A 21,541-nucleotide genomic window follows, 5' to 3' on the forward strand; every position below is an offset into this window, starting at 1 on the left:
CGTCACATCATCATTTGTGCCGTCGTGCGGGCGAAATAGATGAAGGAAATCAAAAAACCGAGAGCGACCAGCGGCGCCAGAAGTTCAAGCCAGCGCGCCAGGCCCCGGGATGCCTTGAAGCGGCTGCTGCGCAGGTCAATGAGGATCGAGACGAAGAATGCGGCGGCGATATAGAGTGTGCACAGGCCAATCACGATCGCAATCGTCTCATTGAGGGCGGCGTGCTCGGGATGCGCGGCCGACAGCTCGAACAGGGCAAAGGCAGCACCGGCACCGATCGCTATATGAAGGACGATGGTGAAATAGTCCGAGATTCGGCGCGCATAGATGAATGCTTCATTCGGCTTGTCGGACATGTCGCTCACCCTCCATGGAAAAATTGCCGGTGCTTATGTTGCACCGGCAATGCCAATCGGTCGAGAGCAGATATCGATAGAGGCTTATTCGCTTGCTAAACCGCCGCCGACACGCGCTGCGCGTCCGCCCCGTCTTCCGCCGCCCGTGGAGGCCGATGCAGGCGAGGGGGCCGCCGCCGCGCCGGCTTCTGCGGGTTTGTAGTCGCGATAGGTCTTGATCCAGTTGTAGCAGTTCTCGTCGGTGCCGTTCAAAACATTTGCCGCGCGCACGGCTTCCATTTCCTGCGGGCGGCAGGGGTTCATGATGGCGCTGGTCATGCCGGCACCGATGACCATGGGGATAAAGCCGGCATTGATGCCGTGGCGGTGGGGCAGGCCGAAGGAGATGTTGGAGAGGCCGCAGGTGGTGTTGACCTTCAACTCCTCGCGCAGGCGGCGCAGCAAGGCAAAGACCTGCATGCCGGCAGAGCCGACGGCACCGATCGGCATCACCAGCGGATCGACCACGATGTCACAGGGCTTGATGCCGTAATCGGCAGCGCGCTCGACGATTTTCTTGGCAACGGCGAAGCGCACGTCCGGGTCCTGGGAGATACCGGTCTCGTCATTGGAGATGGCCACCACCGGAACGTCGTATTTCTTGCACAGCGGCAGGATCGCCTCGAGTTTTTCTTCCTCGCCCGTGACCGAATTGATCAGCGGCCGGCCCTTGGCGATCTTGAGCGCCGCTTCAATCGCGGCAGAGACCGACGAGTCGATCGACAGCGGCACATCCACCAGCCCCTGAACGATCTCCATGGTTTTCACCAGCAATGGCGGTTCTGTCTCGTTGGGATTGACGGCGGTCACGCCGGCATTGACGTCCAGCATGGTGGCACCGGCTGCGACCTGGGCCAGCGCATCCTGGATCACCGTATCGAAATTGCCCTCGATCATTTCGGCGGCGAGCTTCTTGCGGCCGGTTGGATTGATACGCTCACCGATGACGCAGAAGGGCTGGTCGAAACCGATGATGATTTCCTTGGTGGCGGAGGCGACTATGGTACGGGTCATGCATACTCTCCAAAGGCAGGCTTGTGATCCTTGCTGCCGGATAAGGGGTTCGTGGCCGGGCCTGTTTGCCGGTTCACTGGGATTGTTGCGCTGCCTTGCCCGCAAGCGCCTGCTGGTCTTCGGTATTGCGTTCCTGAATGCTTTCGAGCTGGTCGATTACGGCCTGGTCGCCGGTGGAGGGTTCGCGCCGCCAGGGCTTGCGACCTTTGAGCACACCGGACTCATGGACGATTTCGGCCACATATTCTTCCTGCCGATAGGCCATGACATGGATGCCCGACACGCCCTCGATCTCCTTCACCTCGTTGATGATGTCGATACAGAGCTGTTTGCCCTCTTTCTTCTGGTCGGCAGCGCCTTCCAGACGGGCAATGATGCTGTCGGGAATATGGATGCCCGGCACATTGGAGCGGATCCATTTGGCGGTTTTGGCCGAAGCCAGCGGACCGACGCCGATCAGGATATGGCATGCCTCGGTCAGTCCCAGATCGCGCACCTTGGCCATGTAATCGCGCAGCATCGGTACGTCGAAACAATACTGGCTCTGCACGAATTGCGCGCCGGCGGCGATCTTCTTGGCGAGCCGATAGGGCCTGAAATCGTAAGGCGGGGCGAACGGATTGATGGCTGCGCCCAGAAACACTTCCGGCGGTGTCGAAAGCTTGCGACCGGAGAGAAACTTCGCTTCGTCGCGCATGGTGCGCACGGTTTCCAGAAGCGACATGCAGTCGAGGTCGAAGACCGGCTTGGCACCCGGCTGGTCGCCTGCCTGCACGCCGTCGCCGGTGAGACACAGGATATTGGCAACGCCCATGGCAGCCGCCCCGAGCACATCGCCCTGGATGGCGATGCGGTTCTTGTCGCGGCAGGCGATCTGCATGATCGGCGCATAACCCATGCGGGTCAAAAGTGCGCAGATGCCGACCGAGGACATGTGGCAATTGGCGCCCGAGGCATCGACAGCATTGATACCGTCGACCCAGCCCTCGAACACCGCCGCGCGTTCATAGACGTCGTAGGGATTGGCACTGTCGGGCGGGTTGAGCTCGGTGGTGACGGCAAATTCGCCGCGCCTTAGCACCCGCTCAAGGCGACCACGAGAGGAATAGCCGGGAAGCGGCGGCAAAGGGGCGCTGAAGTCGAGCGCCTGCAGGTCCGGTGTCATGACTGCTCTCCCTTTGCCTTGTCCTCACGCTGGGCCGCCGATAGCGCCGTCACGCGCAGCCAGGACGACGTTTCGCGCAGGGACTGGTTGACGGGCTTTTGCACATTCATGATCGCATCGCCCTTCACCATATTGCGCGAGCCGCTCCAGGCCTGCACCCAGACACAGGGCATGTCCGGCTCGACTTCGCAATTGCCATTCGCCCGTACACCCCCGCATGGTCCATTGCGCAACTGCTTGGGACAGTTCATCGGACAGGACATGCCGGTGGAGGACAATACGCATTGGCCGCACATGCGACAGTCAAACAGAAGGCCTTTGACATTGCGCTCGACAAAGGTGATCGGAGTTTCGACGCGGTTGTAGCCCAGCGCCTTCCACAGCGGATGCAGCAACAGAAAGGCATCGGCAAACCGGGCATAGAACCATTCGAGCGCACGCGAATGGCGCACCGACCACAAACGGATGGTGTAGGAGCGACGCGCGCGCCGGCTGGGCGAGACATCGGACGGGGTAAAGGCGCCGCTTGCGGCCTTCTTGCCCGGTGCAGCATTGCCGACCTTCGGCTTGTCGGCGGCAATTCCCGGATCAGCCATCGGTCTTGCCTCCGGATTTTACCAGTGCCACCAGCCGTTCCCTGTCATAGGCTGCTTCGATCTCGGTCGCCGCCTTGTCGGCTTCCGCTTCCAGATCGTCGCTGACGGGTTCAGGATCGCCCTTGCGCCATTCGGCCAGATAGTCGTCGGTTTCGGCGGCCCCGGTGCGCATGGCGCACATGTCGATGGCCTCGGTGAAGCGCAGCGACAATTCGCGCTTGGCCGTCTTTCGGCCCTGCTTGATGATGACCTGAGCCGGAATGTCTCGCCAGTATACAATGATCTTGTCGGCCATCACGCAATCTCCTCTTCCAACAGGAGAATGCACGTGTGGCGGGCGACAGACTGCGCTTTGGACGACGTCGCAATGAGCAAAAAACGACGCGATGAAGATTTACCAGATGCGCCGGGTGATGCCGCGCCAGAACCAGGCCCAGATGACGGGCGGGAAATGGAGCGCCGAAGGTCCGCTGGCTGCGATCGGCTTCAGGTGTCCAGACACGGCATCCGCGACCGCCTGAACGGCGATCGGCAGGGCCGCGGCCGTCAACAGAAGAGGATAGGTGGCAATCGTGTCGTTCTTCGCAGGGGCAGTGCGCGCCTCGTATAGCGTCGCACCCGTGTCGGTGCCGGCATCGACGAGATGGACGGTTGCGCCGAAATTCCCCTCGTCGCGATGAACCAAGGACCAGTATCCACCCATCTGGCCGCGATAGGCGGGGTTGATGCCGGCATGCAGGTTGAGGATGGGGCAGGCGATCTGCAACAATGTCCGTTTGTGCAAAAGTCGCGTGCTGACCAGAAGAACGACGGCGGGCTCGATCCGGGCAAGCGCGGTCAGGCAGGTCTGGTCGTTGATCGTGTCGATGCGGTGAATATGCGCGCTGGAAGAGAGTTCGGCAGACAGGCCTGTGGACTGCACGATGTCGGCCACCCTGCCGGCGGCCAGACGGCGCAGAAATTTGGAGCCGGCCATGGTGGCCATTTGACCGATGGAGCGAACCCAGCCCAGGCGTCGGGCGCGGCGGCGCAAAATCTCGCCCTTGCTCTCGACGTCTTCGATCAGCACATGGACAGTGTCAAAGCGCCCGCAAAGCGCGTTGATCACCAGCGTCGCCGGAAGGCCACCGGGCGTGATCACCACGACCGGGGCGGAAGAATTCGCTGGGGTCATCGGGCCGATATCGCCTTTATATTAAAATACCAGGCTGAGCAGGGCGCCGGCGGTGAAGACGACGAAGCCTGCCACGGCAATGGAGATGACGCCGACTGCGCAGCCGATCGCCACGCCGAGCCCGTCGCGTTCGGAATGGGCAAAGCCGATAATGGCAAGGGCGAAGGCAGGCAGCCAGTTGCCAAGCGGAATGGGCAGGGCGCAGACGATGGCGACGACAAGGGCAAAGACGCCCAGAAGCCGTTCCGAGGTCCGGCTATCCAGAAACCAGAAACGCGGCAGAACCCAGGTCTCGGCGCGTTTCAACCACGGCACCAGCCGGGTGACGATCAGCTCGAAGGTTTCGCGCTTGATGGCGTAATCGCCAATGATGCGTGGCAGGATCAGTCGGCCATGGGTGGAAAAGATCATCTGCCAGGCAACGAAGATCAGCGGCAGTCCGACGATCAGTGTCGCGCCCGGCGGCAGGGGCACCAGATTGGGAAGGGCAAATACGAGGAGAAAGGCACCGAAGGAGCGGTCCTGCATGGCGACAGCAATATCGCGGATCGAGATTTTCTCATGGGTTGTCCGCGACAGTCTGAGCAGCAGATCGGACAGATGTTCCGGATGCTCTTTGTCTGCGGCCCGCTCGAAGGCCTGTGCGAATGCTGTTGCGACCCTGTTGCCCACCTGTTTCACCCTGCCTTTTCTTGTTTGTTGAGCCATGTTGTTACAGACAGTTTGTAAAGCCTTTAAGGCAGGCCTGTTCCCCGAGCCCTTTCGCGCAATATCGTGAACGATTGCTTAAATGCGGGCGTCCTACCCCTACAGTGCCTGGTCGGCCGGAAGGTTCCATCGCACGCAATAGGTGTTTTTTTCGTCAGGATGTGTATTTTGCCACGGCAAGGATACCTGTTTCTTATTCCTGTGACGCCAGTCACTGCTGAAGCCTGGGCAGCGTGATACCCGTTTTTCAGTCGTTGATCGTGCCGAACGACACCCGCAAGCGTATAAGTCTCGCAAACAGAGAGCGCTTAATATGTGCACATCTCAATCTCGTCCCGACGGTTCGAAGGGATGAAATTGACGATACCGCACGAAGCAAAACAAGGTTGGGGCACGGAAAGAGATTTCAGCTCGATGAGCCAGATATTTGATAATGTCTGCAGTTTCGACACTGCAGAGGAAGCCAAAACCTATGCCCGCAGCGCCCAGGGCCCCCATATTGTCACAGCGCCCGAAATCCTTCGCTACATAACCGGCGATGAAGAACGTTGGGCGCGAAATGACGGCGATGGACCGGTCGGCTCTGTATCCCAGCCCTGGTGCACAGATCCGTTGGCGATGCTGATTGCCGGTGCCCTTGTGGAAGGACATCAGCAAAGCCCGCTGGATCTTATGGACCTGAGCGATCTTTTGAACGAGAGCACAGTGTCGTCGCTGCTGGTGGTGCCGAGAAGCGAGCTTGAGCCGTTGTTCGGTCCCCGGCAGCTCTAGATCCACGGCCGTTGGGCGATAACGGGGGCGTTGCCCGTCCGGCAGCTCCACACCTTGACGAGCGACAAACCTGTCTTTCCCGAAACTGCGCCGCGATCGTTGCAGTCGGTACCGTTTCATGCGGGACGGTCCCTGCTCTTCTCGACAGTCTGGGATGATGGGTGGCGCGGTCCCTTGGGCCGAGCTTGCCTCTGACATGCCCTTATCGTCCCGCCGGAGACATCTCTTGCGAATGTCCGTGCGCCGCCGATTGCGCAAATGTGCAAGTGAATTGCGGTGCGCGCCATTGAAGATATTCGGTCATTTATTGACCCTGCGCACGAAGATGTCAGAGCCCGGAGCGGCGGAATGAGACGATCAGATGGAGAGGTAACCGTGGCGCCCGGCGGGACGAGGGTCAGTCGCTTTTCGACGAGGGAAGGGGCGATGCGTTACCTGGAGACGCAGCCGGGTCCGCATCTGGTCACCTCGCCCGAGATCCTCGGCTACATTGTCAAAGACGGCGACTGGGAAAACGATGGCGACGCAGGACCGCAAGACGCAGCGCAGCGCTTTTGCATAGATCCCGTAGCCTTGATGGTGGCCGGCGCGAAGGTCGACCAGCGACAGGTGCAAATGCTGGATCTCCTCGACATAACGCAGATCTTGCACGACAATCCGAAGGAATTGGTTTTGCTCTTGCCGCGCGATGAACTGCTTCTTCTGCTGGACGAAGACGCGGTCTGAGGAAAGAGGCGCTAAAGTCTCGTCAGTTCTTCTGCAAGATCACCATATCCGGTAAAGCGGTATTCATAGGCGAGCCCGAGATATGTGGCTGCGGCTTCAGCCCGTAGCTGAAGATCGGGGTCTTCCTGTTGCGACAGGTAGATGAGCTTGGTGTAATTGCCGAAATAACTGTCGCGCAATTCCGGGTGCCGGTCCAGGCCGAGAGGTTCGATCACGAAGGCGTCGAACTGGCGGGCGAGGAAATCTGTCAGAAAAAAAGCGGTGACATCCTCGTCCCACCGGGCCGCAAAGGCCTCGTTGCCGGCGAAGAAGGAATAACAGTGCGGCCCGTCCAGCCGCTCGACACCCTCAACTGCACAAAGCGTATCGATGTCCCCGCCGGTGCCGCAATCGGCATAGCCGATAAAGATGCGTTCGGCTCCGTTTTTCCGCGCCTGCGCGATCGCGTCTGCCAGCCCCGGCGCGATCTTTTCAGGGCGTGCATGCCAGATCGCCGGCAGGCAGGTGAGCTCGATATGCGACAAATGGTTCTGCTCGATCACGGCCAGAATTTCCCGCGCAATCGCTCCGCACGCAATCACGTGAACTTTTTCGCCTGTCGTGCGTTCTAGTGTCGAACGATCTGTTTGATTAACAACCATCACGGGGAGACTACCATAATGAAATTTGCTAAAGTATTCGCACTGACGGCCATCGGTATCATGGTTCTGGTACTGAGCGGTTGTGGCAACACCATCCGCGGCGTCGGCCGTGACACAGCAAATGCCGTCGATGCGACGCAGGATGCTGCTGTAACTGTAGAGCGTTCCACTTACTGATTGTATACGCCAGGAGAGGGGTAGACAGCCATGGAAATGACGACCGTTGCAAAGATTTCGGCCATTCTCATGCTTACCGTTGTGTCGATCGGAATGTTCGATGCCGTGTGGAGGTCGACCTCCAAGACGGGGGCTGCAAATGCCCCGGCCTTCAATATAGCGCTGACGGGGAACTGATCCCCGTCAACCTATGACACTATTGGTCAGGCGCGCGCACCCAGACTGTTGTGCTTGCGGCTGATCAATTCCTTGGCTGTCTCGACGGCGACAGCGGCGTCGCGACAATAGGCGTCGGCGCCCACGGCCTTGCCGAATTCCTCATTGAGCGGCGCACCGCCGACGAGAACGATGAGATCGTCGCGAATACCTTTTTCCTTCATCGTATCGATCACGACCTTCATATAGGGCATGGTCGTCGTCAAAAGTGCCGACATGCCGATGATGTCCGGCTGTTCGCGCTCGATGGCTTCCAGATAGTTCTCGACCGGATTGTTGATGCCGAGATCGACGACATCGAAGCCGGCCCCTTCCATCATCATGCCGACCAGGTTCTTGCCGATGTCGTGAATGTCGCCCTTGACGGTGCCGATGACCATCTTGCCCTGCTTGGGCGCGCCGGTGGCGGCGAGCAGCGGGCGCAGGATCGTCATGCCGGCCTTCATCGCATTGGCCGAAAGCAGCACTTCCGGCACGAACAGAATACCATCGCGGAAGTCGATGCCGACGATGCGCATACCCTCGACAAGGGCTTGCGTCAGGACATCATAGGGCACCCAGCCGCGTTCCAGCAGGATATTGGTGCCTTCCTCGATTTCCTCCTTCAGACCGTCGTAAAGATCATCATGCATCTGCTGCACGAGTTCCTCGTCGGACAGTTCCGACAGGATAATTTCGTCGTCTGACATAGTCTCTCACTCCTCGCAGCACCATATCGCACAAGAGCAACCCAAAGCTCCCAGATTGTCAGTCTAGCTGCAGTTCGGCAAAAACGCATTTCGAAAACGACGCGGTGCGCGGAAATTGCGACAGGCAAAAAGGACGGCACTTCAGTTGTTGATCAGTTGTTGATGAGAACGAAGGCGGCGGCCGTGGCCTCGTCGACGCCCTGAATAACGCCATTTGCTGTGTCGATCTTTGTCTGTCGGAAGGCTTTCTCATAGGAGATGCCATCGGCCAGATTGCGATAGAAAGCCGCCATGAAGCGCTGGGCTCCGGCGTCGGAAACGGACCAGCGCGCCAGCAGGCTGCGCTTGACGCCGGCCGCTGCGAGTGCCGAGGGCATGCCGGCCAGACCGTCGACGTAACTGATGTCGCCGCTTGCCGTCTGGCAGGCCGACAGGGTGACAAGTTCGGCCCCGGACAGCGGGAAGGTGGCAAGTTCCGATGCCGTCAGCAGACCGTCATCCGGATCCGTCGGGCCAGAGTCCGTATCGGCGTGATTGGCATCGGCGAGTGCAATACCGGCAAAACGCAAGGGATGGGACTCGGTCTTCGACACGGGCCGGAAATAGCCATGCGTGGCGAAGTGAATGATCTGACGCCCGGCGCTGTCGGCCCTGACGGCTTCTTCCGTCGCGCTGTCGCCACTCAATCGGGTGGTCTCCACACCCATTTTCGAGAGCGTTGAACGCACATCATCCGCTTCGATTTTGGTGCCGGGCAGCGGCGCGAATGGACTGTCACCGGAGAAATCGACATCGCCGACGACCAGGGCCTGCCTGGCCGAGCCCGCTGACAGATCGCGTTTTTCCTCAACCGGTATGGAGGCGGCATTGCCGACGATGCGGATGTCCAGACGCTCGAACAGCGGGCGCCTGTCGCCATCGAGCAGACTGTCGAACGGGACGAGATTGAGAATGCCGTCCGGAGCGACAAAAACGGTCTGCTTGCGTTCAAGCTTTTCATCGATCCTGGAGAACAGCGTCTTGTAAAGTGCAGAGCGTGTTTCGCGCGATGACGGGTCGGCCGGCGGTTCCAGCAATCGGGCAATCTCGTCCGTATCGCCGAGATCGTAGATGTAGACCTGACTGTCTGACAGCGACAGCATGGCAAAGATCCTGTCATGCCAATCACCGTCATCCATCTTGACCGGAACCACGATAAAGTCGGCGATGGCGGCGTCCGGGCCCATGTGACGGACGATATCGGAATAGTCCCGACGCTTAAAGGTCGACAGGTGCTTCAATTCGTTGAACCGCCCGGCAAGGCGCGCCTCGGCTTTCGCCAGACTGTCGCGTTCCGCTGCGCTGCTGTCACCCTGCAGGCTCTTGCGGCGCAGGGTCTGGACTTCGTCGATCAGAGCCTTGTCATCGCTGCTGGCGTTCTGTTGTGCGGCATCGATCACCAGGCGTTCGAGGCTGCGCGGTGATTTCCAGTCGAGAAGCACGGAAGCAAGGACGCTGCTGTCATCCGGCCGTCCTTCCTGGCCACCGCGATAGGCGAAGGTGACGATGTCGCCCAGCGTTGCGCGGGTCGTCTCCGCGATCTCGTTGAGCAGGCGCGCATCCGAACTCGATGCGAATTCGCGTTGCGCCCAGGCGTTCAGGTCGGTTTCGAGCTGGCGATAGCGCCTGGAAGCTGCCGGGTCTTTTTGCTGCCGCTCGACGCGGGCGAGGTTGGTGAGCATCTTGATCGAGGTTTGATGGATCGGTCCGAACACGGAACGGGAAAGCCGATAAGCAAGGCGTGTCAGGCGCAGTTCTTCCCGGGCGTCGCCTCGCTGTTCGGCAATGCCGGCCTGCTGATTGGCAATGATGACGTTCATCCCGGTGGCTGGCGCACTATCGGCCAGAACATCGCTGGCCAACGCTGCATTAGGTTCGACCCCGGACACGGCAGCCAGGCGGTTGCGCCGTTCGATCATCGCCCGGGTCTGCTGACCGTCTTCCCCGAAAGCCTGCGTCATGACGGCAATCAGCGCGTCATATTGTTGGATGGATTCTGCCTTTAGACCGATCATCAGAAGATCGAGGGCATAATTCTTCCAACTGACCAGCGTGTCCTGATCGGTCGGTCCAAAAGTGCGCCTGCGTGTGTCAAGATTGCCTTTGTCGATGGGCAGTGCCTTGTCGGCCTGTCCGATTTGGCGATAGACCTCGGCGAGATTGTTGCCTTGGATCATGGTGTCGGCATCGCTTGCCCCAAGCTCGTCGACGGCGCTGCGGTAGGATTTTTCCAGAAGCGGCAAGGCGGCGGTCGGGCGCCCGGCGACAGAGTAAGTCTGGCCGAGCCCGCCGATTGCGGAAATGGTATCAGCCGAGTTTTCGCCAGTGGTCTTCGTCAGGAGGGCGATGGCGCGCTCGTGATAGTCGACCGCCCTGTCCCAGTCCTGTCGCTGACGTTCGAGGATGGCCGTGTTGAACAGGATGATGCCGAGCGAATAGTCATCCGGCTCCGTCTCGTAATCGGCAATCAGCTCGGCAAATGCCTGCGACGCTGAATCGACAAATCCGTTGTTGACCAGAATATTGCCGAATTGATTGGCGAGGCGGCGATAGCCTTCGCGATCCACCGGTCGCACCAGCGCCAAGGCTTCGCGCCGCGTTTGACCGGCCTCCAGACGGCGCTGTGCGCGCTCGAGAAGAACCGCCTTTGTCAACAAGGCGCCGGCATAATCGAAATTAGCCTTGCCGCTGTTGCGCTCGATCAGGTCCATGCGCTGTTCAGCATAGGCAATCGCCTCATCGTAGCGTTCAAGCGCGCTGCTGGCATCCACCGCGATCTCAAGTCCGTAGAGTGCGGCAGAGCCGCTGCTATCTCCCAACTTGGACAGGAACGGCAAGACCACATCCAGGGCTTCTGACGGCCGTCCGGTCTTGTTTGCCATTTCGGCAAGGCGCAAGACCACAACGGGCTGACGGGCGTTGTCGTCCTCGCGATTGAAGAGCGCCTTGTACTGTTCGTAGGCGGCACCATAATTGCCCGCTTTCGCCAGTGTATCGGCGACATCCAGCTCCGATTCGCTCGCCTGCATATTGTCTTGCGCTGTGGTCGGCAGGGCCGGTTGGACCATCCACAGAATGACAAGGGCCGCAGCAAGGCGGGCGGTAGCGGAACATGTCATGCAATGGCCTTTTCAGTACTATGACTATTGTCTTCAAATACTATTTGGATGATGTCGATATGAAAATTGCCGAGGACGTTTTCTGTTCCCGAAATTGAGAGTTTCGTTGTGAGCGACATGCGTGCCGCTTTCAGGAAGGTATCGCTTGCGGCATTCATTAGGATCAAAACGAATAAAAGGGCCGCGCGCGGCGATCAGAGAGGAGATCACCATGGACGAGACGACTGACAGGAGCGGACAGGCGGAGGGGGCTGGTCGGCGTGTACGTGGTGAAGGTCGCGGAGCTGCCGCAAGACGCGCGTCGCGCAGCGGCGGCGGCGCCGGACCGTCCATGCCCTATATCACGCGTAAGATTGGCGTTTACGAGGTTCTGGACGATGATGCCCTGAGCATTATCGAGCGCAATGCCGATATCGTTCTCGAGGAGATCGGTATCGAATTTCGCGATGACGCCGAAGCCTTGGCGCTGTGGAAGCAAGCCGGTGCCGATGTCCGGGGGCAGCGCGTCCATTTCCCCAAGGGTCTGTGCCGCGACATTCTCAAGACTGCGCCCTCGGAATTCACCTGGAATGCCCGCAACCCCGCCCGTTCGGTCCGCATCGGTGGCAATGCGACGGTTTTCGCGCCGGTCTATGGCCCTCCCTTCGTGCGCGACCTCGACGGCAATCGCCGCTATGCGACCATCGAGGACTTCCGCAATTTCGTGAAGCTTGCCTATATGGCGCCATCCATGCACTCGTCGGGTGGCACGGTTTGCGAACCGGTCGATGTGCCGGTCAACAAACGCCATCTCGATATGGTCTACAGCCATGTCAAATATTCCGACAAACCCTTCATGGGATCGGTGACGGCACCGGAACGTGCCGAAGATTCCGTGGCCATGGCCAAGCTGGTGTTCGGCGATGACTTCGTTGAAAACAACTGCGTCATGCTCAACCTCATCAATGCCAATTCACCGATGGTCTTCGACGAGACCATGCTTGGGGCGTTGAAGGTCTATGCGCGGCACAACCAGGCCTGCGTGGTCTCGCCCTTCATTCTGTCGGGCGCCATGAGCCCGGTCACAGTGGTGGGCACGCTGACGCAGATCCTGGCGGAAGTTCTGGCCGGTGCGGCGTTCACGCAATTGATCCGCAAGGGCGCGCCGGTTCTGTTCGGCACCTTCGCGGCTTCCATCTCCATGCAGTCGGGTGCACCGACCTTCGGCTCTCCGGAACCGACACTGGTCTCTTATGGCGCAGCCCAGCTCGCCCGTCGCATGGGGCTTCCGTTCCGCACCGGCGGCTCGCTGTGCGGCTCCAAGGTGCCGGATGCCCAGGCAGCGCATGAATCGGCCAATACGCTCAACACGACATTGCTCGCCGGCACCAATTTCGTCCTGCACGCGGCAGGCTGGCTGGAAGGCGGCCTTGTCAGCTCCTATGAAAAATTCATGATCGATCAGGATCAGCTCGGCATGATGCAGAAGCTGGCGGCGGGTGTCGATGTCTCGGAAGACGGTCAGGCCATGGATGCCATCCGCGAAGTGGGCCCCGGCAGCCACTATCTCGGATGCGCCCACACCCAGGCCAATTTCCAGACGGCCTTTTATCGCTCGCCTCTCGCCGACAACAACTCCTTCGAGCAATGGGAGATCGAAGGTGCCAAGCGCATCGAGGAACGCGCCAACGCGCTTTGCCGCAACTGGCTGGACACCTATGAAGCGCCGGAACTCGACCCGGCCATCGATCAGGCTCTGCTGGACTTCATTGCCGAGCGCAAGAACTCCATGCCGGACGCCTTCACTTGAAAGCATCCCGTTGCCAGGGAGCAAGGCGGGGCGGCTAAAGTCGCCGACATGATCCAGGAAGAGGTCTGGCGTCCTCACTATAAATACGAGGGGCCGCGCGGGTGAGCGCGGCCTTTTCCATGTCAGTCGACGATATTGCCGAACAGCTGGAGCCATCGGGCTTGACGGTGCTGGGCGTTGTCAATTTCGACGCAGGCGAGGGGCCGGCACTGGAAGGCGGACATACGGCGCGATCCGTCTTGCTGATTGGCAATGCTGGCGGCAGCATGTGGCCACGATTTTCAGCCTGGCTGGCGCAACATGAGGACTGCGAAGAGCCGCTGGATACCTGGTCCAGACAGGTGATCGCTCCGGTGGCGACGCGTCAGGGTGGAACGGCCTTTTATCCCTCCGATCCGCCCTATCAGCCCTTCCAGCAATGGGCGATGAAGGCCATCGGTCTCAGACCGTCGCCACTCGGTATCTTGATGCACCCGGAGTTTGGCCTGTGGTTCGGCTTTCGCGGCGCGATTGCCTTCAAGGACAAGGCCGAAGGTCCTGCGCCGAAACGGAATGCCCATCCCTGCGACAGTTGCCCGGACAAGCCATGCATGGCTGTATGTCCCGTCGGTGCGGTGACCGAGAGCGGATTTTCGGTGGTCGCATGCCATCAATATTTAGGGTATACGGCGGGGCAAGCGGGCTGCATGCGGTCGGGTTGTCTGGCGCGCAATGCCTGTCCGGTTGGCCGCCGCCACCGCTACCCGGACAGTCAGATCCGCTTTCACATGCAAGCTTTGACCCTTCCGGAGATATGACAATACCCGTCTGGCGGCCTTCCGCAGGCCGGTCGATGCGTCTTGGCTGGTGTCGTCATGGCTTCGTCAATATTGCAGTCGATACAGGGGCCTGAGCCGCGTCGGTTGAATCTGGACATGAATCATGAAGCTAGTGGCACTGCTTGCCGTCCTCATTGCCTTTGCCATGGCACCCGCAGCTGCGGCGCAACCAGCCTGCGAAACCATGGAGAAGAGTGGCGTGGACTTTACCGTCTGCCGCTTCGATCCGGCAAAGGACGACATTCGCCTTTTCAATCGCGCCCCAGATGGTGCGCCGTTTGGCAGCTTCGATGCGCTGAAGCGGCAATTGTGGATCGATCGCCATTACCTGCGCTTTGCCATGAACGGCGGCATGTTCGAGCGCGATCTCTCGCCAGTCGGGCTTTATGTCGAGAACGGCATTCGCCTGAAAGCGGCCTCAACGGCCAAGGGCTGGGGGAATTTCCACCTGCTGCCGAATGGTGTCTTCGCGCTGGGAGGGCGAGAGGCGCGTATCGCCGAGACGCACCGCTACCTGCAATCCGGATTTCAGGCCGACTATGCCACCCAATCTGGCCCGATGCTGGTGATCGATGGTAAGATCCATCCGCGTTTTCTGCCAGACAGCGACAGTCTAAAGCGCAGGAATGGCGTGGGGATCGACGATCAGGGCAGGGTGGTGTTTGTCCTCGCGCGCCAGCCGGTGCGCTTTTATGATTTTGCCACGCTGTTTCGCGACCGGCTGGATTGCGCTAATGCGCTGTTTCTCGATGGCACGATTTCAAGCGTCTACCAACCGGATACGGGTCGCAATGACAGGTTGTTTTCCCTGGGGCCGATGATCGCGGTTGTCGGGCGCGCGCCCGACTGAAGGATCAGAGCGGCGACTTTGGATAAGCCCGCTCGAAACCGCCGGATTTCGTCAGGCCATCGCGAAAGGCGACGAAGGCCGCGTGCTGGCTCGAACGGCCAACTTCTGCCAAGCGCATCTGCAATCTGGCCGGCGCGTTATTGCCCATCCATTCGCCGCAACGTTCCAGTTTCAAGGAGTTGAGAAACTTGGCCTCCGACTGGTTGTCGAGATAAAGGTTGATACCCGCAAGCAGCGCTTCATCCTGGGTCGGATTTTCGAGCAACAGGCGAAAAAAGGATTCGTCTGCTTCGTTGAAAGTGGAGAGCTTGCTCGCAACCGTTTCGCGGTCGGGGAAGGGCATCTGCTGCGCTGACATCCGTGGCATCCTTCATTTCGATTCGTTCGTGCCCTTTGATTAGAAGAGACGCGACTTCACCGCAAGTTGTGCGCGCTCTTGCCGTACGAGAGCGCGCTTTCGTTGACAGCTGTAACTTTAAGCCTGAACAGTTATATTAGCGCCAGCTACGATTCGTGGAGCCTCTGTCGAGACTGGCGAAACTGGCGAGGGCAGAGTGGCTTGCCCATTCAGCGCCCGGAGCGGGAAATATGACACAGCTATCCATCTGCATGCCGAGCAACAGAGTGCTCAAGGATTCGATCGCCTCGATCGAGAGCGCAATCGCCTATTGCCGGCAGACAGATGCGGTTCTGATCGTCTCGGACAATTCCGAAGATCCGGAAAAACGCGCATTCTTGCAAGGGCATTCAGGCGATTTGATCTACGTGTCCAGCGTCAACACATCGGCTACGGAGAACTGGAAGCGTGCATTCGCAGCCGCCGAGACCGCCTTCATCATGCCGATGGGAGACGATGACTTGATTTTCGCCGACCCGGCACAGCCCGCACTCGATCTGGCGACGCTGGGCGGCGATTATATCGGCGCCTTTGCCGTGAACATCGCTTTCACCCAGGCGCATGGCCAGTTGGCACGAAAGACGCTTTCGCTGACTGCCGACGATCCCGCCGAGAGGATGAAAGGCTATCTCAACAATGCCGGTGGCAATAATAGCAACTACTACAGTATGTACCGCCGTGACGTTTTTGGCGGATTGTTGTCCCTATTTTTGTCGGCTCATCCAACCCAAGGCAGTTATTGCGATTGGGCGCTTTCTCTCGCCCTCGTGTCCTCGGGCAAGATGGCCCACGACCCCGGCACCGTGTTTCACTACAACATGGACAATTGGGGGTCGCGGGAGAAGATCGATGCGCTCAACACGACCATTTACACGGCGGTCGGTTTGCCTGAAGGATCGGACAGATACGAACATCTGCTGATGTTTCTCGATCTTTACGTAATGGCGGCGCGCAAGGACACGCCGCTGACAGAGCCGCAAAAGACAAAGCTTGCGACTGATATCGTGCTGATGACGATGGGACGGTTCGTCCGTCGGGTGAAACAGACACCGGACGATTATGACGAGACGACGCGCTACCTCGTCGAACTGGCGATGGCGGAACAGAATTCGCTCGGCATTTTTCAGATCGCGCTCATGATGGCGGATATCCTTCAGCCGGGTCTGAAGGATCGCTATGTCGAGTTTTTCCGGCGGGCCGTCGCGGCTTAGCTGTTTTCTCGCACCGTGAGCGGCTCCGTTCGCGCGTCTTTACCCGAGGCGATCAACCGCGACGGCGATTGCGGCGTTCGCGTCCGCCAGCCGGTTCGTCGGATGCCGCCTTGTTGCGCAGGGGGCCGATATGATCGACGATCGTTTCGATCGTCGGGCGCGGACCGGCGCTGTAGTCATCGATTGCCTTGCGCATGGCGGCAAGATGGTTGCACGAGGTGCCGCAGCAACCGCCGATGATCGTCGCACCTGCATCACGTGCAAGCCTGGCATATTCCGCCATCAGCGGCGGGGTGCCGGAATAGACGATCTCCGTGCCCTGATATTCGGGAATGCCGCAATTGCCCTTGACGATGACAAAGGCGTCTGGCGCAGCCTCGGTCATGTCGAGCAGGCTTGAGAGAATGTCGGATGCGCCCACACCGCAATTGGCGCCGACGGCAACCGGGCCATCACCGATATCGCTGGCCACGCCGTGAATATCTTTCGGTGCAAGCCCCATCATGGTCTTGCCGGCCGTGTCGAAGGAACCGGTATAGGTGTAGGCGAGACCAACCCTGACGGCGGCCTCTGCTGCTGCCCGGATTTCCTCGGGCGACGACATGGTTTCGATCCAGGCAACATCGACACCGCCGGCCTTCAGCGCTTCCATCTGCTCCACGAAGGAGGCAACGGCCGTTTCGTGGGTGAGCGCCCCCATGGGTTCGAAAAGCTCGCCCGTGGGGCCGATGGATCCGGCAACGATGACCTTGCGGGGGGCCTTGTCGGCAACGGAACGGGCGATCTCTGCCGCCGCCTTGTTCAGTTCGAAAACGCGGTCCTGGGCATTGTGCAGCTTGAGGCGATGGCTGGTGCCACCGAAGCTGTTGGTCAGGATGATGTCGGCGCCGGCATCGACGAAGTCCTGATGCAGCTTGACGATCTTCTCAGGCGCGTCGGTATTCCAGAGTTCAGGCGGCTCGCCTGCCTCAAGGCCCTGCGCGAACAGATTGGTTCCGGTTGCCCCATCGGCGAGCAGCACACCTTTTTCGGCGATGAGTTGCGAAAGCGGATTGGTCGCAGCAGGCATGGGCAGGTCCTCCAATATCAATTCTGAATTGATATAAGGATTTCTTTATATGGCCGCAATCGGAAAACCGACCAAAACAAACGCCGCAGCGACAGGTCCCTGTCTCTGCGGCGTCAAAGGTCATGCAGTGATGGATCACTCAGCCGCGATCGGCTCGTCCAGATGGGAAGACGGTGTGACCATGGCGGCGATGATGGTCGACAGGGTAACGGTGCCCATCGGGGTTCCGTTGCTGGCCATCACCGTTGCCTGTGTCTGGTTGGCATCCGTCATCTTCTTGGCCGTCTCCTCGAGAACCGTACCGGCCTCGACCGGCAGGCCGACGGGCGCCCCCTCCAGCGGCTGCATGATGGTTTCCACCTTGATCACGCGCCCGCGGTTCACTTCCTTGACGAAGGCGGTGATGTAGTCGTCCGCGGGGTTGAGCACGATCTGCTGGCCGGTTCCCTGCTGGATAACCTCACCGTCGCGCAGAACGGCGATCTTGTCGCCGAGGCGAAGCGCTTCATCCAGATCGTGGGTGATGAAGCAGACGGTCTTCTTCAACTCTTCCTGAATGTCGAGAAGAACCGTTTGCATATCCACGCGGATCAGCGGATCGAGCGCGGAAAATGCCTCGTCCATCAAGAGGATATCGGCATCGTTGGAAAGCGCTCTCGCAAGTCCGACGCGCTGCTGCATGCCGCCCGAAAGCTGGTTGGGATAGTGGTTTTCGAAGCCGGCGAGCCCGACGCGTTCGATCCATTTCTGTCCCGTCTTTTCGCTTTCCGAGCGCGAGATGCCCTGAATGTCGAGACCGTAGATGGTGTTTTCCATGACCGTACGGTGAGGAAGCAGGGCAAATTTCTGGAATACCATTGCCGTCTTGTGGCGGCGGAATTCCCGAAGCTCGTTCTTGCTCATCTGACAGACGTCGATGTTGTCGTAGAGGACCTCGCCGGCAGTCGGATCGATCAATCGGTTGATGTGGCGGATCAGGGTCGATTTGCCCGAGCCTGAAAGCCCCATCACCACGGTAATGCCGCCAGCCGGCATCGAGATGTTGATGTCCTTCAGGCCCAGCACGTGACCGTGCTTTTCGTTGAGTTCGGACTTCGTCATCCCACCCTTGACCGCGTCGATATAGCGTAAACCGTCGGGGCCAAAGATCTTGTAGAGTTGGCGAACTTCGATGCCGTGACTAGCCATGAATGACCTCCGAATGTCTCTGGAGCCGCTTGCCGTAAGCCTGGCTGGTGCGGTCGAAAATGATAGCGATCGCAACGAGAGCGAAGCCGTTCAGGAAGCCGATGGTGAAGAACTGGTTGGTAATGGCCTGAAGCACGTTCTTGCCAAGCCCGCCCACACCGATCATCGATGCGACGACGACCATGGCCAGCGACATCATGATGGTCTGGTTGATACCAGCCATGATCGTCGGCAATGCCAGCGGTATCTGCACATTGAAGAGCTTCTGGTGGTTGGACGATCCGAAGGCATCGGCCGCTTCCAGGACTTCCTTGTCGACCAGCCGGATACCCAGATTGGTCAGGCGGATCATGGGGGGAATGGCGTAGATGACCACCGCGATCAGACCCGGCACCTTGCCGATACCGAAGATCATCACGACCGGGATCAGGTAGACGAAGCTCGGCATCGTCTGCATGACGTCCAAAACAGGATTGACGATGGACTGCGCTCGCTCGGAACGCGCCATGACAATGCCGATCGGAATGCCGACAACAATGGCAATCAGCGTACAGACCGTGACCATGGCAAGCGTGACCATGGTATCTTCCCACAGACCAACCATGCCAATCACGAACATGGATATAAATGTGCCGATCGCCACCTTGGTATCCCGGCTGGTGATGTAGACCACCAGCGTGAGCGCCAGAAGGATGATCAGCCAGGGCGAATCCACGAAAAGGTCCTGAAGCCAGTTGAGAAACCACTGTAGTGGTTGAAGAGCGTTGTCCAGGAAATCGCCATAGGCGCGGACAAAGGATTTGAAGCCGGTATCGACCGTCTTCTTGAATGCGCGCATCAGGTCATTGTCGATTGCCGGAAACTCACACAGGAGCGTCGGCAGCGCATTGCACAAAGTTGAAGCCATAAATTCTATCCCCTTATTGACCCCATCCATCCGGCCGGTAGCTCTTGTTGGCTTCTGGTTACCGGGAGGATGCATGCGGAACAGGATTGCTTGTCTGACAGTCCCACATGCTGCCGAAAAGGCACGCCCTCGATGAGGTGTGCCCTATTTTCTGTCATGACGCCCGCATGGCTGGCGCCAGACCGGATATCCCAAAACAAAGATGACGGGGTTTCCCCCGTCATCTCCAAGACCGCTTAAAGCGCAGCCTTTACTTTTTCAGCAGTTTCCGGAGAAACCCACTTGGTCCACATATCCTCGTAGTTTTCGAGGAAATGTTCAGCGGCTTCTTCGTTGGTACCCTGATTGTCGTCCATCCAGGCGAGAACCTTGCCGACGGTCTGGTTGTCCCATTTACGGGTCTTCAGATAGTCCATGGCGACGGCATTGTTTTCGGAGAAGTCCTTGGTGACGACCGTGTAGACGTCCGATACCGGATAGGAATTCACCTTCGGATCCGGGCAATCTGGAACGGCTGTGCACTTGTCCCATTCTTCCTTGTCGTTTTCGACGCCGAAGGACAGCTTGACCATCTCGTATTTGCCGAGGATAGCGGTTGGTGCCCAGTAGTAGCCGAGCCAGCCCTTCTTCTTTTCGAAGGCGTTGGCGATGGAACCGTCAAGACCGGCGGCGGAACCGGTATCGACCAGATCGAAGCCTTCTTTTTCAGCGCCCAGAGCGCGGTAGAGGTTGGCAGTCGAGATCTGGCAGTTCCAGCCCGATGGGCAGTTGTAGACGGCGCCCTTGGACGGATCTTCCGGTGCCGGGAACAGGTCAGGATGCTTGAGCGCGTCCTGAACGGTTTTGATGTCCGGATGTTCGTCGGCGATGAACTTGGGAATCCACCAGCCTTCGACACCGCCGTCAGACAGAAGCGGTGCCGCTTCGATCAGACGGTCTTCTTCGATAGCCTTGTCGAGCGGAATGCGGACAGCGTTGACCCACAGTTCCGGTGCGATGTCGGGTTCGCTCTTTTCGTTCATGGATGTGAACGTTGGCATGGTGTCGCCGGTCACAAGGGTCACGTCGCAGCCGTAGCCGTTTTCGAGGATTGCCTTGTCAACGTATGCCGCAACACCTGCTGAAGCCCAGTTCATCTCGGCAATGGAAACTTTGCCGCATTCTGCCGCCTGAGCGGATCCGGCCAGTGCGTAAACGCTGGCTGCGAGGAAAGTGGAAGCGAGGAGCCTCTTCATTAGCTAAGACCTCCCAGTCTTAATAGATTTAAGCAGCATTGAAAGATGGGACCGACACGGCAGCTGCAAGGCCCTGCGGTCCAAAAGAATTCATTCGCCACCAAGCCGCTTGGGTGGCTCGGACTGGCTGTCGGCTGACATTTTTGTCTGGGGATCTGCGAAAAAGTGCCGCAGGCCACCGACGTCTTCACCGATGCCTAAAGCCTAGAGGTTTGATTACAGAAATCAACCTTTTCATAATGATAAATAGGGGCTGCAACCCTTGGGACCCACCACAACCACCCAGCCGGAGGCCGTCTCTCACAGCGGTTTGGGCAAAATTTGGCCGTGAATTCTGACTGCGCGCAAAAGTCGCGCTTAGGCAAGACCGATTGTGTCTCATCTGCGCCAAAACTGGGACATTCGGGAATTTGCAAAGGCGTGTCCGGACGAAAGTTGCGGATGCAATATTTTTTGCGCTGCCAGGCGCTGCGCTAACGTTCCGGTAACGATGTGCCGATAATTGTGTGCCTGTCATCCGCTGAAAAGCGGCAAAGGCGCACCGGTCTTATGTATTGCGTACCGGTGCGCCTTTTTACGTTTGCGGCGACGCGTGTCGCCCAGCTGTCAGGCAGATTACTTGCCGAAGCCGAAACGCGGGAAAACAC

23 protein-coding genes are annotated in these 21,541 nt (G+C 59.1%); 8 read left to right on the forward strand and 15 right to left on the reverse strand.

What is annotated here, in order from left to right; genetic code table 11:
- Nucleotides 1–2: 2 nt before the first annotated feature.
- The 7 genes from ACQQ2Q_RS08775 to ACQQ2Q_RS08805 form a co-directional block, all read right to left on the reverse strand.
- Complete coding sequence (locus ACQQ2Q_RS08775) at nt 3–356, reverse strand: hypothetical protein (RefSeq protein ID WP_428186682.1); 354 nt, start codon at nt 354–356, stop codon at nt 3–5.
- Between the two features lie 84 nt (nt 357–440).
- Nucleotides 441–1,409 (reverse strand): methyltetrahydrofolate cobalamin methyltransferase, encoded by a 969-nt coding sequence (locus tag ACQQ2Q_RS08780; protein ID WP_428186683.1) that lies wholly within the window; start codon nt 1,407–1,409, stop codon nt 441–443.
- A gap of 73 nt (nt 1,410–1,482) precedes the next feature.
- Complete coding sequence (locus tag ACQQ2Q_RS08785) at nt 1,483–2,574, reverse strand: methylenetetrahydrofolate reductase (protein WP_428186684.1); 1,092 nt, start codon at nt 2,572–2,574, stop codon at nt 1,483–1,485.
- A complete protein-coding gene (locus tag ACQQ2Q_RS08790; RefSeq protein ID WP_428186685.1) occupies nt 2,571–3,170 on the reverse strand; it encodes a methylenetetrahydrofolate reductase C-terminal domain-containing protein in 600 nt (199 codons plus the stop codon). The genes ACQQ2Q_RS08785 and ACQQ2Q_RS08790 overlap by 4 nt, the downstream gene beginning before the upstream one ends.
- Nucleotides 3,163–3,465 carry a virulence factor gene (locus ACQQ2Q_RS08795; RefSeq protein ID WP_428186686.1) on the reverse strand — a complete coding sequence of 101 codons (303 nt, stop codon included), beginning with the start codon at nt 3,463–3,465 and terminating at the stop codon, nt 3,163–3,165. The genes ACQQ2Q_RS08790 and ACQQ2Q_RS08795 overlap by 8 nt, the downstream gene beginning before the upstream one ends.
- Nucleotides 3,466–3,564: 99 nt before the next feature.
- Nucleotides 3,565–4,344 (reverse strand): formyl transferase, encoded by a 780-nt coding sequence (locus ACQQ2Q_RS08800; protein WP_428186687.1) that lies wholly within the window; start codon nt 4,342–4,344, stop codon nt 3,565–3,567.
- A gap of 21 nt (nt 4,345–4,365) precedes the next feature.
- A complete protein-coding gene (locus tag ACQQ2Q_RS08805; RefSeq protein ID WP_428186688.1) occupies nt 4,366–5,025 on the reverse strand; it encodes an exopolysaccharide biosynthesis protein in 660 nt (219 codons plus the stop codon).
- A gap of 441 nt (nt 5,026–5,466) precedes the next feature.
- Between ACQQ2Q_RS08805 and ACQQ2Q_RS08810 the strand changes: the two genes are divergently transcribed.
- Together ACQQ2Q_RS08810 and ACQQ2Q_RS08815 are read left to right on the forward strand one after the other, a co-directional pair.
- Complete coding sequence (locus ACQQ2Q_RS08810; protein WP_428186689.1) at nt 5,467–5,823, forward strand: hypothetical protein; 357 nt, start codon at nt 5,467–5,469, stop codon at nt 5,821–5,823.
- Nucleotides 5,824–6,171: 348 nt separating this feature from the next.
- Nucleotides 6,172–6,549, forward strand: coding sequence for a hypothetical protein (locus tag ACQQ2Q_RS08815; RefSeq protein WP_428186690.1), 378 nt, complete (start codon nt 6,172–6,174; stop codon nt 6,547–6,549).
- An 11-nt stretch (nt 6,550–6,560) separates the two neighbouring features.
- Here ACQQ2Q_RS08815 and ACQQ2Q_RS08820 read toward each other — a convergent pair whose 3' ends face one another.
- Complete coding sequence (locus tag ACQQ2Q_RS08820) at nt 6,561–7,190, reverse strand: DUF1638 domain-containing protein (protein WP_428186691.1); 630 nt, start codon at nt 7,188–7,190, stop codon at nt 6,561–6,563.
- An 18-nt stretch (nt 7,191–7,208) separates the two neighbouring features.
- Between ACQQ2Q_RS08820 and ACQQ2Q_RS08825 the strand changes: the two genes are divergently transcribed.
- Together ACQQ2Q_RS08825 and ACQQ2Q_RS08830 are read left to right on the forward strand one after the other, a co-directional pair.
- Complete coding sequence (locus ACQQ2Q_RS08825) at nt 7,209–7,367, forward strand: entericidin (RefSeq protein WP_428186692.1); 159 nt, start codon at nt 7,209–7,211, stop codon at nt 7,365–7,367.
- A gap of 30 nt (nt 7,368–7,397) precedes the next feature.
- On the forward strand, nt 7,398–7,544 hold the full coding sequence (locus ACQQ2Q_RS08830) for a hypothetical protein (RefSeq protein ID WP_428186693.1): 147 nt from the start codon (nt 7,398–7,400) through the stop codon (nt 7,542–7,544).
- Between the two features lie 26 nt (nt 7,545–7,570).
- On the opposite strand, the gene ACQQ2Q_RS08835 is transcribed toward ACQQ2Q_RS08830, so the two are convergent.
- Together ACQQ2Q_RS08835 and ACQQ2Q_RS08840 are read right to left on the reverse strand one after the other, a co-directional pair.
- A complete protein-coding gene (locus ACQQ2Q_RS08835) occupies nt 7,571–8,272 on the reverse strand; it encodes a corrinoid protein (RefSeq protein WP_428186694.1) in 702 nt (233 codons plus the stop codon).
- Between the two features lie 152 nt (nt 8,273–8,424).
- A complete protein-coding gene (locus ACQQ2Q_RS08840; RefSeq protein WP_428186695.1) occupies nt 8,425–11,430 on the reverse strand; it encodes a CHAT domain-containing protein in 3,006 nt (1,001 codons plus the stop codon).
- Nucleotides 11,431–11,641: 211 nt separating this feature from the next.
- Between ACQQ2Q_RS08840 and ACQQ2Q_RS08845 the strand changes: the two genes are divergently transcribed.
- The 3 genes from ACQQ2Q_RS08845 (at nt 11,642) to ACQQ2Q_RS08855 (ending at nt 14,887) form a co-directional block, all read left to right on the forward strand.
- Nucleotides 11,642–13,219, forward strand: a complete 1,578-nt coding sequence (locus ACQQ2Q_RS08845; RefSeq protein ID WP_428186696.1) for a trimethylamine methyltransferase family protein — start codon at nt 11,642–11,644, stop codon at nt 13,217–13,219.
- Nucleotides 13,220–13,338: 119 nt separating this feature from the next.
- Complete coding sequence (locus ACQQ2Q_RS08850; protein WP_428186697.1) at nt 13,339–14,016, forward strand: ferredoxin; 678 nt, start codon at nt 13,339–13,341, stop codon at nt 14,014–14,016.
- A gap of 124 nt (nt 14,017–14,140) precedes the next feature.
- Nucleotides 14,141–14,887: a phosphodiester glycosidase family protein gene (locus tag ACQQ2Q_RS08855; protein ID WP_428186698.1), complete on the forward strand. Its 747-nt coding sequence runs from the start codon at nt 14,141–14,143 to the stop codon at nt 14,885–14,887.
- Nucleotides 14,888–14,891: 4 nt separating this feature from the next.
- Here the strand turns inward: ACQQ2Q_RS08855 and ACQQ2Q_RS08860 are convergent, their stop codons facing one another.
- Nucleotides 14,892–15,245 (reverse strand): hypothetical protein, encoded by a 354-nt coding sequence (locus ACQQ2Q_RS08860; protein ID WP_428186699.1) that lies wholly within the window; start codon nt 15,243–15,245, stop codon nt 14,892–14,894.
- A 230-nt stretch (nt 15,246–15,475) separates the two neighbouring features.
- On the opposite strand from ACQQ2Q_RS08860, the gene ACQQ2Q_RS08865 reads away from it, so the two are divergent.
- Nucleotides 15,476–16,495 (forward strand): glycosyltransferase, encoded by a 1,020-nt coding sequence (locus tag ACQQ2Q_RS08865; RefSeq protein ID WP_428186700.1) that lies wholly within the window; start codon nt 15,476–15,478, stop codon nt 16,493–16,495.
- 52 nt (nt 16,496–16,547) lie between these two features.
- On the opposite strand, the gene bmt is transcribed toward ACQQ2Q_RS08865, so the two are convergent.
- The 4 genes from bmt to ACQQ2Q_RS08885 all read right to left on the reverse strand — a co-directional run bounded on the left by bmt (nt 16,548) and on the right by ACQQ2Q_RS08885 (nt 20,894).
- Nucleotides 16,548–17,564 carry a betaine--homocysteine S-methyltransferase gene (gene bmt, locus ACQQ2Q_RS08870; RefSeq protein WP_428186701.1) on the reverse strand — a complete coding sequence of 339 codons (1,017 nt, stop codon included), beginning with the start codon at nt 17,562–17,564 and terminating at the stop codon, nt 16,548–16,550.
- A gap of 135 nt (nt 17,565–17,699) precedes the next feature.
- A complete protein-coding gene (locus ACQQ2Q_RS08875; protein WP_428186702.1) occupies nt 17,700–18,752 on the reverse strand; it encodes a quaternary amine ABC transporter ATP-binding protein in 1,053 nt (350 codons plus the stop codon).
- Entirely contained in the window at nt 18,745–19,659 is a 915-nt protein-coding gene (locus tag ACQQ2Q_RS08880) for an ABC transporter permease (RefSeq protein WP_428186703.1), read from the reverse strand. Before ACQQ2Q_RS08880 ends, ACQQ2Q_RS08875 begins: the two co-directional genes overlap by 8 nt.
- Before the next feature lie 236 nt (nt 19,660–19,895).
- Nucleotides 19,896–20,894, reverse strand: a complete 999-nt coding sequence (locus tag ACQQ2Q_RS08885; RefSeq protein WP_428186704.1) for an ABC transporter substrate-binding protein — start codon at nt 20,892–20,894, stop codon at nt 19,896–19,898.
- Nucleotides 20,895–21,541: the final 647 nt, after the last annotated feature.

Source organism: Agrobacterium sp. ES01 (assembly GCF_050320885.1).
In the GTDB taxonomy this organism is placed as follows: domain Bacteria; phylum Pseudomonadota; class Alphaproteobacteria; order Rhizobiales; family Rhizobiaceae; genus Allorhizobium.

Bases quoted from the DNA above. Each gene is read 5' to 3' on its own strand.
- ACQQ2Q_RS08775 (WP_428186682.1), bottom strand. From the start codon at position 356: ATGTCCGACAAGCCGAATGAAGCATTCATCTATGCGCGCCGAATCTCG.
- ACQQ2Q_RS08780 (WP_428186683.1), bottom strand. From the start codon at position 1,409: ATGACCCGTACCATAGTCGCCTCCGCCACCAAGGAAATCATCATCGGT.
- ACQQ2Q_RS08785 (WP_428186684.1), bottom strand. From the start codon at position 2,574: ATGACACCGGACCTGCAGGCGCTCGACTTCAGCGCCCCTTTGCCGCCG.
- ACQQ2Q_RS08790 (WP_428186685.1), bottom strand. From the start codon at position 3,170: ATGGCTGATCCGGGAATTGCCGCCGACAAGCCGAAGGTCGGCAATGCT.
- ACQQ2Q_RS08795 (WP_428186686.1), bottom strand. From the start codon at position 3,465: ATGGCCGACAAGATCATTGTATACTGGCGAGACATTCCGGCTCAGGTC.
- ACQQ2Q_RS08800 (WP_428186687.1), bottom strand. From the start codon at position 4,344: ATGACCCCAGCGAATTCTTCCGCCCCGGTCGTGGTGATCACGCCCGGT.
- ACQQ2Q_RS08810 (WP_428186689.1), top strand. From the start codon at position 5,467: ATGAGCCAGATATTTGATAATGTCTGCAGTTTCGACACTGCAGAGGAA.
- ACQQ2Q_RS08815 (WP_428186690.1), top strand. From the start codon at position 6,172: ATGAGACGATCAGATGGAGAGGTAACCGTGGCGCCCGGCGGGACGAGG.
- ACQQ2Q_RS08820 (WP_428186691.1), bottom strand. From the start codon at position 7,190: ATGGTTGTTAATCAAACAGATCGTTCGACACTAGAACGCACGACAGGC.
- ACQQ2Q_RS08825 (WP_428186692.1), top strand. From the start codon at position 7,209: ATGAAATTTGCTAAAGTATTCGCACTGACGGCCATCGGTATCATGGTT.
- ACQQ2Q_RS08830 (WP_428186693.1), top strand. From the start codon at position 7,398: ATGGAAATGACGACCGTTGCAAAGATTTCGGCCATTCTCATGCTTACC.
- ACQQ2Q_RS08835 (WP_428186694.1), bottom strand. From the start codon at position 8,272: ATGTCAGACGACGAAATTATCCTGTCGGAACTGTCCGACGAGGAACTC.
- ACQQ2Q_RS08840 (WP_428186695.1), bottom strand. From the start codon at position 11,430: ATGACATGTTCCGCTACCGCCCGCCTTGCTGCGGCCCTTGTCATTCTG.
- ACQQ2Q_RS08845 (WP_428186696.1), top strand. From the start codon at position 11,642: ATGGACGAGACGACTGACAGGAGCGGACAGGCGGAGGGGGCTGGTCGG.
- ACQQ2Q_RS08850 (WP_428186697.1), top strand. From the start codon at position 13,339: ATGTCAGTCGACGATATTGCCGAACAGCTGGAGCCATCGGGCTTGACG.
- ACQQ2Q_RS08855 (WP_428186698.1), top strand. From the start codon at position 14,141: ATGAAGCTAGTGGCACTGCTTGCCGTCCTCATTGCCTTTGCCATGGCA.
- ACQQ2Q_RS08860 (WP_428186699.1), bottom strand. From the start codon at position 15,245: ATGTCAGCGCAGCAGATGCCCTTCCCCGACCGCGAAACGGTTGCGAGC.
- ACQQ2Q_RS08865 (WP_428186700.1), top strand. From the start codon at position 15,476: ATGACACAGCTATCCATCTGCATGCCGAGCAACAGAGTGCTCAAGGAT.
- bmt (WP_428186701.1), bottom strand. From the start codon at position 17,564: ATGCCTGCTGCGACCAATCCGCTTTCGCAACTCATCGCCGAAAAAGGT.
- ACQQ2Q_RS08875 (WP_428186702.1), bottom strand. From the start codon at position 18,752: ATGGCTAGTCACGGCATCGAAGTTCGCCAACTCTACAAGATCTTTGGC.
- ACQQ2Q_RS08880 (WP_428186703.1), bottom strand. From the start codon at position 19,659: ATGGCTTCAACTTTGTGCAATGCGCTGCCGACGCTCCTGTGTGAGTTT.
- ACQQ2Q_RS08885 (WP_428186704.1), bottom strand. From the start codon at position 20,894: ATGAAGAGGCTCCTCGCTTCCACTTTCCTCGCAGCCAGCGTTTACGCA.